Origin of the sequence: Staphylococcus condimenti, from assembly GCF_001618885.1 — a bacterium.
Lineage (GTDB): Bacteria > Bacillota > Bacilli > Staphylococcales > Staphylococcaceae > Staphylococcus > Staphylococcus condimenti.
In genome coordinates this window covers 2,087,634-2,101,682 of the sequence record NZ_CP015114.1, presented here as the reverse complement: position 1 = coordinate 2,101,682, position 14,049 = coordinate 2,087,634, and the positions used below count along the sequence as shown (strand labels likewise).

The following is a 14,049-nucleotide window of genomic DNA, read 5'->3' as shown; positions in this document are numbered from 1 at the left end:
TTATTAAATCAAAAAGCCTTTCTAATAAAAATATTTTTAAGATAAGCGGTCAGAGGTATAAGACAAACGGTTCAATTAAATCATGTTTTTTCGTTATGTTCAGTAAAAAAGCAGCACGCCTTTTACTGACGTACTGCTTTTACTTCATCTGTTATTTTGTTTCTACTGTATCTAAAAATTCTTTGGCTGCTTTATTCACTTCTTTAAAGTCAATCCCTTGTGCTTGTGCTGCAAATACACAGCCGCAATAACATTGACGATAAATATTATAGTCTTTGCACATCTCTAATGAACGTTCGTACCCTTTATTTTTCTTAAAGTCGCTTGGCAGGTAATTAACATCATAAAGTTTTTGAACTTCAGCGCCGAGTTCATTAATCATTTGTGCATTCTTTTTAGGTGAAAGCGTTAATGCACTGCCGAAATAATCATAGCCGTATTCAACAGCCGCTTCAGCGACCATATCTAAGCGCATTTCAAAACATGCACGACATCTCAATCCGCCTTCAGGTTCATCTGTTAAACCACGCTCTTTAGCCATCTTCATGAACTCGTGCGGCTTATAAGGCGCTTCGATATAACGTACGTTTGTGCCGTTTTCTTGATTAAATTTTTCTATAAAATCTTTTTGAACCCATGCTCTTCGTTCATATTCTTTTTTTGGATGAATATTAGGATTCGCAAAATAAATAGCTAAGTCTGCATATTCAGAGAGAAACTCTAAGACATACGTACTGCATGGTGCACAACAACTATGCAGCATTATTTTCGGACGTTCTTCTGAACGTTCCCATTGTTGAATCATTTTCTTTAATACGCGATCATAATTGATTTTCTGATTTTTCATTTTGGCAACGATGCCATCCATTTCTATCATTGCTGTCGCCCTTTCTGTCATTGGAATCTAAGTTGTCTAATCTGCACGATTAAATATAGTATATATGATTTAACAATTGTATGCTATTCATCTTTGTCAGTGTGCATATTCGGCGGCATATGCATCGGTACAGTACAATGATCGACTTTCGGCCAATCTAAATGTTGCGCAAAGATATCAAAGCCGCTTTCAAATACAGCATTAATAGTATCTAATTCTCTTACATCTCCACGTTGCAGTTCATACACAAATTCAGTCAATGTCGGGTCAAATCTTGCGCCCTCAGGAAGTGATTTATCAAATGTAAAGTTTTTGTCTACAAAAGGATAAGGTAAGACGAAGTATGTCGGACCTTCAAAATCTCCACCGCCGAACCAGAAACCAAACTCAATCATCTCTTCATCAAATGCACCGTATTCAATGACTTGGTCAGGTTTAAATTCTTGATAAAACTTACTGTAAACGACAATCGCAGAAACATCGAATGTTCCCCAGAAGAATGCAGGCCCTGCTGTTCTTGCGCGTAACGGACCAATAAAACGTTTTAGCGAACGTTCTGCATATTGCATTAATTCTAACGCTTTGACTGCAATATCATGGTCATAGTGATGATGTGTTGTATCTTCGTCTAAAGGAATTTTGTTTTCCATTTCTTGAGGGTTAGTATTGAGTTTGACAGTAATGCCATAATTATTCAGTGTGTCTTCTATTTGTTTGTAGTAGTCTTGTATCGTTTTGCCGTTTTCTAAAGTGAATGCGGTCTTTTCATTATTGACACGTACTTCGATTAGGTCATCTAATATATTGACATCTATTGAAAAATGGTTGTCATCTACATATAACAGTCCTGTTGTAAAACCTTCGCTTGTGATGTCTAATGTGACATGTTCCCATTGTGGTTCTTGATAAGCACATTCTACTTTGTATTTACCTAAAATTTGTGCAATGAGGTGTAATGTGAGCTGTTCGTCTTTCCAATCGTCAAACTTTAAAATTTCCATAATCTATTCCTCCTCTTTGCCTGTTATTTACCCATTTTTCATCTATAAATGACAAGTATATTATTTCTTTAAAAATAAAAAAACCGCCGAAGCGGTTTTGATCATATCTATTTAACAATAAGCACAGGCGTATGCGCACGTTTAGCCACTTTATGAGTGACATGTCCTAAAACGTGTTTTAATTCTACACGAGAACGTTTATTACTCATGACTACAATATCGTAATCATTTGCTTCTAATTCAGATAAAATTTCTATTGTCGCAGAACCCACTGTGAATACAATTTCATATTGAAGATTAAGATCTTCAAGTTTCTTAATAAAGGGCTGCATATCTTCTTCTTTTTCTTTAGTTACTTCTTCAAAATGTTTATTTTGATAACGTACATAGTTCGCTAAATCTGTTTCAGAAATTACGTTGAACACAGTAATTTGAGCATCTTCTGAACCACCTGTAAGTTTTTGCAATTGTTCAGGCACATTATTAAAAGCATTACCAAAATCGAATGGTACTAAGATATTTTTATACATATACATCACTCTTTCTTGAAAAAGTTGTTTAATAATTTATTCATTATTAATATACCCTAAACTATTAATTAATAACGAACTTCAAGAAATTTTCACAATCATAAAAAAGAAGATGCTCTCCGACAAGACAACACCTTCTGATTAAAAGCTATAGATTTAAGTTTTTAATATACGCTTCAATTTCATCTTTCATTTCATCATCTTTTAATGCATAAGCAATTGTTGTTTTAACAAAGCCGGTTTTTTCACCTACATCATAACGATGGCCCTCAAAATCATAAGCATATACTTGATCATCTTGATTTAAACGTTCAATGGCATCCGTTAATTGAATTTCACCGCCGCTGCCTTTATCTTGTGTAGATAAATAATCAAAGATTTCAGGTTTCAAAACATAACGTCCCATAATCGCTAAATTAGATGGAGCAGTCCCTGGCGCTGGTTTTTCTACGAATTTTTCAACTTCATATAAACGTCCATCTTGTTTTTCAGGTTTAACAATACCATAGCGATGTGTTTCACTTTCCGGAACAGTTTGTACACCAATCACAGATTTATCTGTTTCATCATAAACATCCATTAATTGTTTAATAGCTGGATTATCTGATTCAACAATGTCATCGCCCAATAACACTGCAAATGGTTCATTACCGATAAATTGACGTGCTGTCCAAATCGCATGTCCTAATCCTTTTTGTTCACGTTGACGTACGTAGAAAATATTTGCGAGTTGAGTAGAATGTTGAACTTTTTCAAGCAATTCATCTTTTCCTTTTTCACGCAAATTATTTTCAAGTTCCATTTGATTATCAAAATGGTCTTCAATGGCACGTTTATGTTTACCTGTCACAATAATGATATCTTCGATACCTGCACGTGCAGCCTCTTCAACAATGTATTGAATTGTCGGCTTGTCTAGAATCGGCAACATTTCCTTAGGCATTGCTTTGGTTGCAGGTAAAAAACGTGTACCTAAACCTGCTGCTGGTATAACTGCTTTTTTGATTTTCGACATTTAAATTCTCCTTTGTAAAAAGGTGGCAGAAGCAGCTGCTAAGCCCTTCTCACATTGAAATCGCTCTTAAATCCACGCGTACTTTTCGTCTCTATGTAAAGAACTTGCTGCTTAAGCCCCGTAGAATGTGGTCAGATTGCCCACTCTCTAAACATTTCCATTATAATCAATACTATGTTTTTCCTACTCATTAGTCAATCAAGAACCACAAGAAAGACAACACGATTCAATTAATATTATAAACTTCATACATACGTTACATCTCTATTCATGATCGATGAAACCTTCATTTGAAAGTAAAAAAGCACCTGCGTTAACAGGTGCTTAAGATTAATTAATTAATTAATTACACGAAAGGGCGGTATGTCATCGTTTCCCTCATCTTTACTATCAATTTTTCCATTTTTATCTTCATAGCGATGGTTGGCTAAATCAATTAATTTTTGTTTATAATCTTTGCTATGAATAATTTCATCAAGAATACGTAATACATCATCATTTTTCATCGTTTCTACTTTACCACGATAGATTTTTTCATATACTTGTTCTGGGTGAATTTCATCTTCATCCAATAACTCTTCATACAGCTTTTCGCCAGGTCGTAAGCCAGTGAATTTAATCTCAATATCACCATCTTTATAACCGCTTAAGCGAATTAAGTTTTTGGCTAAATCTACTATTTTAACTGGTTCACCCATATCTAATACGAAGATTTCTCCGCCTTCAGCAATCGCACCTGCTTGCAGTACCAAACGTGCTGCTTCAGGAATCGTCATAAAGTAACGTGTGATGTCAGGGTGTGTAACGGTAATAGGTCCGCCTGCTTCAATTTGTTTTTTGAACAATGGAATAACAGAACCGCGTGAACCAAGTACATTACCAAAACGTACAGCTACAAAGTCTGTTTTACAATCTTCTTCATTCATACTTTGCACAATCATTTCAGCAGCACGTTTAGAAGCCCCCATCACATTCGGAGGATTCACGGCTTTGTCTGTTGAAATCATAACAAATTTGCTGACTCTAGCGTGACGTGCAGCCTCTGCTGTATTTTTAGTACCCATCACATTGTTCTTAATCGCTTCACTTGGGTTATATTCCATCATCGGTACATGTTTATGTGCAGCTGCATGGTAAACAACATACGGTTGATAATGATCTAAAATTTTAAACATCCGTGAGCGGTCTTGAATATCTGCGATTACAGGAACAATATCAATTTGATCGCCATATTGTTTTTGTAGTTCTTGGTGAATTAAGTAGATACTATTCTCACCGTGTCCGAGTAAGATAATTCTAGCAGGTGCAAAACGGCAAACTTGACGACAGATTTCTGAACCGATAGAACCGCCTGCACCAGTAACCATAATCGTTTGATGTGTTAATTCTTTAGAAATCAACTGCATATCTAACTCTACTGGGTCGCGTCCAAGCAAATCTTCCACTTCAACTTTTTTCAGTTGGTTAACTTCAAGCTCACCAGACATGACTTCTTCAATATTCGGCATTTTCAATACAGTGACGCCTAAATTTTCACAAACTTCATTAATTTCACGTAATCGTTTTTGGGATAATGTTGGAATTGCAATAATAATCTTTTTAATACGATATTTACGTACTAAGTCAGGTACGTCTTCAATTTTACCTTGAACTTTGACACCTTCTGTAATCGTCAATTTTTGTTTATTAGGATCATCATCTACAGCAAGTACAGGTTCCATACCCATTCCAGGTCGTTTCAACATTTGTTGAACCAGCATTGAACCACCTGCACCTGCACCGATAACTAAAGTGTTTTTTGATTTTCTTCCTCGACGATTAACCGTTCTATTGAAGATTCTCCAAGATAATCTTGAACCGCCGATTAACAGAATATGCATCATCCATGTAATAAAATACAATCTTAAAAATGGACCTTCATGTGTGAAGAACGGTACGACAAGCACAGTCAAAGCCATTGAACAGGTTACAGCTTTAACAATAACAAACATCTCATTAATACTGGCATATTCCCATGCACGATGGTATAAATTGAAAACACTCGCAAAAATATGATGCGAACATAGTAAAACTAATGAAGATAATATTAGTAGTGTTAATGAATAGCCACGAAAATATGGTTCTAAAATTGAATAACTTAAGAAGACAGAGAATGCGACGATAAGCGAATCTATAATTAGAAAGAATATCAGACGCTGCTGTCTAACAGGTATTTTGGACACTTTCTTTCACCCCAATTTAAAATGCTCTCTTTGTCTTTAATGCAAGTGATATGTACGTTAAAAAAAGTAAGAGGTTGGAATCCTAATCAAATCCCAACCTTCTTGTTATAGGAGAAGTTTATTGACGCTGATGATTGATGTCATCAACTTCGCCACTCTCAGCATGTTTTTCTAAGTGCTCTTGAGTTAAACCTTCTCTTTTTGTTCTTCTACGATGATGTTGTTGAGTCTCTTGCGTCTCATGATGAGTCGCTTTGTTTTTCTTCGAATTTCTGATCAATTCTAAAATACAAATTAAAATGACAGCTAAAATAAGTCCTGCGATAAATCCGACTGCAGCATTTTTGCCCATGCTTACCGGAGTAGACTTCACATTATCAGCAGATTTAGATAACACGTCGATTTCACCTTTATCTGCAAGTTGGCTAATTTCTTTTTTAAAAATTTCAGCTGATTGATCTGCCATTTCTTCAGCTTGTTTTTTATCTTGATCTGTCGCAGTAAAGTTCAGAACTTGTGAATTCGGCTCGTTGCTGATTTCTACTTTTTCTGAAATTGAATTAGCCGTTTCCCCTTTACCGACTTTATCTGCTACTTTACCTAGCACACGAGGGCTCTTTGCGATATCAGTGTATGTAGCGACGATTTGCGAATCTGCTTGGAATTTCTCAGCCATTGTCAAATCACCTTTATCGCTTTTATTGATGATAACTTGTGAGGTTGCTTGGTATTTAGGATGTACTGCAACAGCTGTAACCAGCACACTCAGTAATAGACATACAATCGGCAGAATTATCAACCACTTCAAATTGCGTTTGATAATCTCCCATAACTTTGAAAAATCATAACCTTTGTTCTCTTCCATATTGCTTCGTTACCTCCGTAATGCGGAAAATTGAATGCTACATGTCAGAAGCGTTGATGGTGCTTAGCTTTCACGACTAATCCGACCGCTTGTGATTCATTATAAGGGAAAAAAACTCAGTTTTTTTGATATTAATTGAATCCTTGCATACTTTTTACATCTAATTTACAAACTTTATCCTGTTTTAAAATGAACTTGTTTAAAGACTTATATAACCTTAAAAATCCCTTTGTATCTGCTCAATATTGCTTACATATTTAACTTTTATGAATTTTTAAGAAGAAAGTATTTATTTTTATATTTCAAATATTTTCTACATAAAATGTTTGTGACTTTTTTTCGACATTTATCACTGAGGTGTAATATCCTAAAATCCCTATTAACACTGAGTTCCTATTCTCTAGCAATCATTTTAGAAATATTACACTTCTATTACTTTTTTAGTTTTAGCTAATATTATTCAAAAAAAGATTGTAGCCCTTTCAATATGGGTGTAAAATATCAATGATAATAATAATCAATTACAATTATTTTTTTGAGAGGTGGCACTCGGAATGGTTCACGCAGCTAACGCCGAAAAAGGCTTAACATATAAAATTACAGGTATTAACTTTGAAAACACAATGCTTGCACACCGACTTAGCGCACTTGGTTTTACAATCGGAAGCAAAATTAAAGTTCGTCAAAAATTTTTTATGAAAGGTCCATGTACTTTAGAGATGGATGGACAATGTATTGGTATTCGTCATTGCGATGCTTGCAAAATAATGTTGGAGCAAGCTGATGCATAACACATATTGTATTGTCGGCAATCCGAATGTCGGCAAGACGACGCTTTTCAACGCACTGACTGGTTCTTACGAATATGTAGGTAACTGGAGCGGTGTCACTGTTGAGAAGAAAGTGGGTATGTTAAAAGATAAGCAAGGCGAATTGGTCGACTTGCCGGGTATTTATGATTTACTGCCGATTTCTAAAGATGAAACGGTAGTTACTGATTATTTGCTGCATGACAATTTTTCAAAAGTCATTAACATCGTAGATGCAGTACAGTTAAAACGTAACTTGTTATTAACGACACAGTTAATGGAATTCGGTTCACCTATTTTACTTTGTTTAAATATGGGAGATGTCGCTTCTAAACGCGGTATTGAGATTAACCGTAATTTATTGATGCGATGATTGAAGATGCCGATATTGCCGATTGTGGCGAGAAGCGGCCAAGGTGTCGACAGTATTTTAGATTTATTGAAAGATGATGACCTATCTACTGCACAACCTTTGAAAATTCCATATAATCATCACGTTGAATCTGCACTATCAGAGTTGCAGCATTACTTCAAAGCACAACTAGAACTGCCAAGTAAACGTCATCGTTTTATTGCAGTTCAATATTTATTAGGTAATCCTGCGATTGAACAGTTTATCGGTGCGCATCATCATCCTGAATTAAGAACAATCCGAGAAAACTTAGCCAAGCAATTAGACGTATCAATAGTCGACAGTATGCGCCGTTCTCGAACTGAATATATTGATGAACTCTTAGAAGATGTTATTACTTATCCTAATAAGAAAAAACAATATCTTACTGATCGTGTGGATAAAATACTTACTAATAAATTTGTAGGTATTCCTATTTTCTTAGTAATAATGTGGTTGATTTTCCAAGCTACCTTCTCGTGGATTGGTACCCCGCTATCAGATAAGTTAGATGAGTTTATAGGCGGCCCTTTTACTGATTGGGTTAATCAAGGAATGGATGCAATCGGTTTATTCCCATTCTTAAAAGATTTGATTACAGATGGCATCATTGCTGGTGTGGGTGCAGTTATAGTATTCGTACCGCAAATTATGATTTTGTTCTTCTTTATTTCTTTGCTTGAAGACTCAGGATATATGGCGCGTATTGCGCTTATTATGGACAAGGTAATGGAAGGTTTAGGATTGAATGGTAAATCTTTTATTCCTATGATTATTGGTTTTGGATGTAACGTTCCTGGTGTCATGGCAACAAGAAGTATTGAACAAGAAAAAGAACGATTAACAACAATTTTAATCACACCATTTATGTCTTGTTCAGCCCGACTCCCTGTTTATGCATTATTTGCAGGTGTCTTCTTTAAAGAAAATCAAGCTTTAGTCGTTTTAAGTTTGTATGTCATCGGTATCGTAGTTGCACTTGTTGTCAGTTTTGTTATGACTAAAACAATTTTGAAAAAGAAAACTCTGTATTTGTTATCGAATTACCGCCATATCGTATGCCATCAGCTAAAACTTTATGGCGCAGTACGTGGGAAAAAGCAAAAGGTTTTGTTAAAAAAGCAGGAACATTTATCTTTGGTGGTTCAGTAGTTATCTGGATGTTGAATTATGCAGGACCAACTGGTTTCGGAGTAAATGTCGATCACAGTTTCTTGCAAATTATCGGAGCATGTATTGCCCCATTGCTTATACCGCTTGGGTTTGGAACATGGCAAGCAGGCGCAACTTTAATTCCAGGCTTCTTGGCTAAAGAAGTAGTGGTAAGCGCTATGGCTATTATTTATGCAACTGACAGTCACGGATTAACAAGAATGATTTCAACACACTTCACACCAGCATCTGCTTATGCATTCATGTTATTCATCTTGTTATATATCCCATGCTTATCTACAGTCGCAGCAATACGTAAAGAAACAGTTTCTTGGAAATGGACAATCATTGCAACACTTTATCCTGTTGTAATCGCCTATGTTTTAACATTCATTGTTTATCAAGGAAGCCAACTTTTTGGTTAAGGAGGAATCTGAATGACTATTTTAATTAACGCTGTCATTATATTACTGATTTTCGGATATGCCGCATATACTTTAATCCGCTTCTTCAAAAAGTCCAAACAAGGGAAATGCGCCGCATGCGATATCAACCAAGGTTGCGGACACGCAATGCCTAAAGAAATGAAAAAACATCAAAAACATGTATCATAATATAAATTTTAAGCTCACTTCTTTTCATTAGGAAGTGAGCTTATTTTTTATCTCCACTCTATTAAAATATGGTTTAAAGCTACTAACATTATAAAGATATGTCCCACTATCTTTTATCGTAAGATAGTTGACAAACCTTTTCTAATCAACTAACTTATATTATAAGATAGTTAGTTCACCGCTATCTTAACGAGGTGAAAAGATGACAGTTTCCAATCAATTAATGAAAGGTCTACTCGATGGCGCTATCCTAGGTTTAATTGCGCACGGAGAGACCTATGGATATGAAATATTAGAAAAACTAAAAGCACAACAATTCCCTGAAATCAGCGATGGCAGTATATATCCTGTATTGCTCCGACTAAGTAAAAAAGGGTATATTCAAAGTGAAATGCGCAAATCAGACAACGGTGGTCCAAAGCGAAAATATTACACAATCACAGAATCAGGCCGTATAGAATTGCAAACTTTTACTGAAAAATGGCAAGCACTAAATCACGGCATGAATAATATATTAAGGAGAGACAAAGATGCTTAGTAAAAAATCAGAAGAATTTCTCTGGCTTTTACGTACTACCTTGATGGAGCGCGGTAAGGAAGACTCGACTATCAATGAAATTGAAGATGAATTACGAGATCATTTGATGGAAGCTGAAAAACGAGGCGATAATATTGATAATATTACTGGTGGATCAGTAAAATCCTATATCAACAAAATATCTGATGAAATGCCGTTAGATTCTACTTATCATAAATTCATATTAGGTATCATAGGCTTTTTATTCATTATCTTGTTGTTGCCAGATTTTTTCCAAGGACCTTTCACTTTTACCATTGGAAAATTAATTCAATTCATAATCGTCATTTTAACAGGCATTCTTTTTTGGAAAGTTATAAAATACATCGTCATTCATTATGGCAGTCAAATCGATCGTGAAAATAAAATACCGCTTAAAGTTTATACAATATGTTTAATTTTAGGAATAATCGCCATGGCTGCATTTATCGGTGGTGCTTACATTGCTAAAAAATGGCCTATTTATACTTTATTCACTTTATCTTCTATATCAAGTATGATAATTGGATTTATAATAGCTATATTGATGTTAGCTATTACATCCTGGTTTAAATATTGGCCACTTTTTGCTGCAATCATCATCCTTATCTTACCTGAACTAATCACGCTTATCATATTCCAAGGCAATGTACAAAGCCTACAGGCTGAAATTACAAGTTCTTTCATTTTACTAGGATTAGTTGGTATTAGTATTATAGCTAGTTTCATTTACATGAGAAAAAATACAGACTAAAAAAACAGAGACCCTGAAGCTGCTAATTACAATCTTTAGGGTCTCTTATTTTATCCAAAACTATATTCATATACTTTTTTCGCATGTTCAACTTCAATTGCACATACGTGCTGGTGGGTTAGATCTACAAGCGATAAATGCTTGCCATGACCTGCACCTGTATCAACATCAATAGTACGTCCTTTGATATGAATTTTATTCTTTTTAGCACCGTATCGGCGTGTCGGCACATGTCCATGTACTAGCCACTTACCTTTAATTTCACGCGCCAATTCAACATTTGATTCAAAGCCTGATACTTCGGATAATTTTTGTTCACCTAATGATTTTGAAGGATTGACGCCTGCATGTACAAACAAATAATTATCAATTTTAGCCATACTATCAAAACCTTGCAGGACAGCACGCCATTTGCGCTTCCGCTTTTCTTTTGATTTCATCCAACGTACATCATGATTGCCTAATAATACAATTGCACCTTCACTATGTAATTTCTTAACCATTTTCAAAGTTCCTGTTGAATCTGGTCCGTTATTGACATAATCCCCTAACAGTACTAATTGATCTTTTTTAGGATTATAATCCACATATTTTAAGAGTTTGGCCAAGGCTGCCCCATGACCATGAATATCTGACGAAACTAGAATTCTCCCTTTCATGATGTCGAACTTAACCTCCTGACTTTCTTACTACCTTTTCGAAAATTACTTAATTATAGTATACATAATTTTCAGTCTTATGTTTTTAAATATTTTGTAAAAAATTAAATCATATATTCAACGGCGGCAAATTATTCAAAGTTTTAGCATAAACTAAATGATCTGCCCACTCCTCATTTTCAAAAATAAATTTTTCACGCGTACATTCATATTTGAAACCTGCTTTCTCCAACAACTTCGATGAAGGTTGGTTGCCAACATTTACATGTGCTTCAATGCGATGATATTTTAAACGTTTATCTGCAATTTTCAGCATTGCTGTTAAAGCTTCAAAAGCATATCCATTACGCCAGAACTGGTTATGAATTGTATAGCCGCACTCTGCCCATTGAAAATGGCTGCGTGATAATGTCACAATATCTAAATTACCCACATGTACACCATCTGTTTTACGAAAAATACCGAATATATAAATTTCGTCCTTTTTTATAAATTGGTGATGCTTCTCTACTAATTGTTCATACCATCCTTGTGTACAAATCGACATATCTAATCGGCCTTCATCATATGGAGATTGAGATTCAAGCCGTCCGCAAAAACCAATAAGCCATTGTTGATAATCAGAATGTTGCAAGGGGCGTATTATTAAACGATCTGTTTCTTCAGTGAGATATTCAAATTCCATATACGTTAACTTCCTCTCTTTATTGGCTTCAGTATAGCAATATCATACCAATTTTTTGACATCCATGATATATTATAGATGAATACTAATAAGAAATAATAAATTGCTAGGAGGGAATATTATGTCATTTAAAGAATATGTTGGAGACATGGTTGAAACGATTAAGCACATGCGTTTCGGCTCTAAAAATGGTCTTATCATGATTGCTTCTATTGTGGTACTAAGTGCAATCACTACACCTATCATCGGCGTTCCAGCAGGTGCGTGGATTGGTTACTATTTAGAGAAAAACGGTAAATAATCTGTAATTTGAAATAACCCCCTGACTTACCAAGTGAGAGGGTTTATTTTTTTAATCTTTTTGAAGTTCCAGTAAGTCTTTTGTCATACGTCTTGTAGCATTATAGGCTTGTTGATAAATTCGGAAATAACTTTCATATGTTTTATGTCGCTTCAAATCTGGTTTGAATGTTTCTGTAAAATGAATAAATTGTTCTGCACACTCAGAGAGACTTGGATACCATCCTAATCCGTAAGCTGCAAGCATTGCTGCACCCATACTTGGTCCTTCTTCATGTTTCAATTTATAAATTTCAGCATTAAAAACATCTGCTTGTAACTGCAGCCAAAAATCACTTTTTGCGCCCCCGCCAGTCGATACTATTTTAGTTACATTTTTACCGACACTGCGTAAATAAATTAAAGAGTCGTATAAAGAATATGTAATACCTTCCACAACTGCACGCGCAAAATCACCACGTATATTTGAACCGCTTATTCCAATAAAACTGCCGCGAATCGAAGCATCTCCATGTGGCGTACGTTCGCCTGCTAAGTAAGGTGTAAAAATCAAACCATGACCACCGATGCCAGCTTCTGCTGCTTCTTCCAGTAATTTTTCAAAGTTATCATCAGGGTAAAATTCTCGTTTAAACCAACTTAAACTATAACCAGCGCTTAAGGTAACGCCCATTAAATAATTAACATCTGTCACTGCATGGTTCATCAGATGTATTTTATGACCGTAACCATCAGCGCCTCCTATAGGCTCACAAATTAATAACACACCAGATGTACCAATACTGCAAATTGCATCATTAGGACGAATTACCCCAGATCCTAAAGCGCCGCAAGCATTATCAGCACCGCCTGCAAATACTGGAATATTAGTATCTAATCCTAACTCAGCTGCTAATGCAGCATTAAAAATACCTGCCTCATCGTGTGATTGAATGATATCTGGATAAATATCAGGAATACCGAATTCTTCACCTAATATTTTATCCCATGCTTTTGTTTGTGGATTCAACAACATAGTCGCTGCTGCATCTGAGTATTCTGTGTAGATTTCTCCTGTTAAACAATAGCGAAGGTAATCTTTAGGTAATAAAAATGTTTCTGCCTTTTTCCATAATTCAGGTTCATTTTCTTTCACCCACAACAACTTAGTTAAAGTAAATCCTTCCACCACTGGGTTGCCGAGTACTTGTTCACCTTTTTTATCTTTAATAGCCTCACATTGCGGTGTAGTACGTGTATCATTCCATAAAACAGCATTCCTTAGTGGTCTTCCTGCCTTATCCAATAAAACTAATCCATGCATTTGACCAGAAAATGACACACCCTTAATTTCTACTTCTTTCAATTGCGGTTGCATCAATAAATTTTTCAAACCTTGTTGCATGGCTGCATTCCACTCATCCGGATTTTGTTCAGAGTATCCTGGATAATCTTGATAAAGTTTGAGCGGTTCACTTTGAGTGCTGAGTACATTACCTTCGCGATCGACCGCAATTAGTTTAATCGCACTTGTACCTAGGTCAATACCGATTACTGCTTCTTTTACCATTCATTTCACCCTTCTCTCTTAAGCAGTCTTTATTTATGCGCTTACATTACTGTTATTATAACGTTTATCT

The 14,049-nt window shown here is 35.4% G+C and carries 14 protein-coding genes and 1 pseudogene; 6 read left to right on the top strand and 9 right to left on the bottom strand.

Features of this window, described 5'->3' with window-relative positions; all coding sequences use genetic code 11:
• Window positions 1-151: 151 nt before the first annotated feature.
• From A4G25_RS10020 to A4G25_RS09995, 6 genes are all read right to left on the bottom strand, one after another.
• Entirely contained in the window at window positions 152-877 is a 726-nt protein-coding gene (locus A4G25_RS10020) for an epoxyqueuosine reductase QueH (protein ID WP_047132488.1), read from the bottom strand.
• An 83-nt stretch (window positions 878-960) separates the two neighbouring features.
• A complete protein-coding gene (locus tag A4G25_RS10015; RefSeq protein ID WP_082107872.1) occupies window positions 961-1,878 on the bottom strand; it encodes a DUF5996 family protein in 918 nt (305 codons plus the stop codon).
• A 107-nt stretch (window positions 1,879-1,985) separates the two neighbouring features.
• Entirely contained in the window at window positions 1,986-2,408 is a 423-nt protein-coding gene (locus A4G25_RS10010; RefSeq protein ID WP_047132489.1) for a universal stress protein, read from the bottom strand.
• 148 nt (window positions 2,409-2,556) lie between these two features.
• Window positions 2,557-3,423 carry a UTP--glucose-1-phosphate uridylyltransferase GalU gene (gene galU / locus A4G25_RS10005; RefSeq protein WP_047132490.1) on the bottom strand — a complete coding sequence of 289 codons (867 nt, stop codon included), beginning with the start codon at window positions 3,421-3,423 and terminating at the stop codon, window positions 2,557-2,559.
• A 338-nt stretch (window positions 3,424-3,761) separates the two neighbouring features.
• Window positions 3,762-5,645: a polysaccharide biosynthesis protein gene (locus A4G25_RS10000; RefSeq protein ID WP_047132491.1), complete on the bottom strand. Its 1,884-nt coding sequence runs from the start codon at window positions 5,643-5,645 to the stop codon at window positions 3,762-3,764.
• A 118-nt stretch (window positions 5,646-5,763) separates the two neighbouring features.
• On the bottom strand, window positions 5,764-6,510 hold the full coding sequence (locus tag A4G25_RS09995) for a YveK family protein (RefSeq protein ID WP_047132492.1): 747 nt from the start codon (window positions 6,508-6,510) through the stop codon (window positions 5,764-5,766).
• 554 nt (window positions 6,511-7,064) lie between these two features.
• Between A4G25_RS09995 and A4G25_RS09990 the strand changes: the two genes are divergently transcribed.
• From A4G25_RS09990 to A4G25_RS09975, 5 genes and pseudogenes are all read left to right on the top strand, one after another.
• Window positions 7,065-7,301: a FeoA family protein gene (locus tag A4G25_RS09990; RefSeq protein ID WP_047132493.1), complete on the top strand. Its 237-nt coding sequence runs from the start codon at window positions 7,065-7,067 to the stop codon at window positions 7,299-7,301.
• Window positions 7,294-9,287 (top strand): annotated as a pseudogene (gene feoB, locus A4G25_RS09985) (ferrous iron transport protein B). The gene A4G25_RS09990 and the pseudogene feoB overlap by 8 nt, the downstream one beginning before the upstream one ends.
• Window positions 9,288-9,299: 12 nt before the next feature.
• The gene (locus tag A4G25_RS12890) at window positions 9,300-9,476 is read left to right on the top strand and encodes a FeoB-associated Cys-rich membrane protein (RefSeq protein ID WP_075140895.1); all 177 of its coding nucleotides are present in this window, start codon (window positions 9,300-9,302) and stop codon (window positions 9,474-9,476) included.
• A gap of 202 nt (window positions 9,477-9,678) precedes the next feature.
• On the top strand, window positions 9,679-10,014 hold the full coding sequence (locus tag A4G25_RS09980) for a PadR family transcriptional regulator (RefSeq protein WP_047132494.1): 336 nt from the start codon (window positions 9,679-9,681) through the stop codon (window positions 10,012-10,014).
• On the top strand, window positions 10,007-10,786 hold the full coding sequence (locus tag A4G25_RS09975) for a hypothetical protein (protein WP_047132495.1): 780 nt from the start codon (window positions 10,007-10,009) through the stop codon (window positions 10,784-10,786). Before A4G25_RS09980 ends, A4G25_RS09975 begins: the two co-directional genes overlap by 8 nt.
• A 50-nt stretch (window positions 10,787-10,836) precedes the next feature.
• Here A4G25_RS09975 and A4G25_RS09970 read toward each other — a convergent pair whose 3' ends face one another.
• Together A4G25_RS09970 and A4G25_RS09965 are read right to left on the bottom strand one after the other, a co-directional pair.
• The gene (locus A4G25_RS09970; protein WP_047132496.1) at window positions 10,837-11,445 is read right to left on the bottom strand and encodes a metallophosphoesterase; all 609 of its coding nucleotides are present in this window, start codon (window positions 11,443-11,445) and stop codon (window positions 10,837-10,839) included.
• Between the two features lie 109 nt (window positions 11,446-11,554).
• Window positions 11,555-12,130, bottom strand: coding sequence for a GNAT family N-acetyltransferase (locus A4G25_RS09965; RefSeq protein ID WP_047132497.1), 576 nt, complete (start codon window positions 12,128-12,130; stop codon window positions 11,555-11,557).
• A gap of 121 nt (window positions 12,131-12,251) precedes the next feature.
• On the opposite strand from A4G25_RS09965, the gene A4G25_RS09960 reads away from it, so the two are divergent.
• Window positions 12,252-12,431, top strand: a complete 180-nt coding sequence (locus A4G25_RS09960) for a VraH family peptide resistance protein (protein ID WP_052766766.1) — start codon at window positions 12,252-12,254, stop codon at window positions 12,429-12,431.
• 51 nt (window positions 12,432-12,482) lie between these two features.
• On the opposite strand, the gene xylB is transcribed toward A4G25_RS09960, so the two are convergent.
• The gene (xylB, locus tag A4G25_RS09955; protein ID WP_047132498.1) at window positions 12,483-13,979 is read right to left on the bottom strand and encodes a xylulokinase; all 1,497 of its coding nucleotides are present in this window, start codon (window positions 13,977-13,979) and stop codon (window positions 12,483-12,485) included.
• Window positions 13,980-14,049 lie beyond the last annotated feature (70 nt).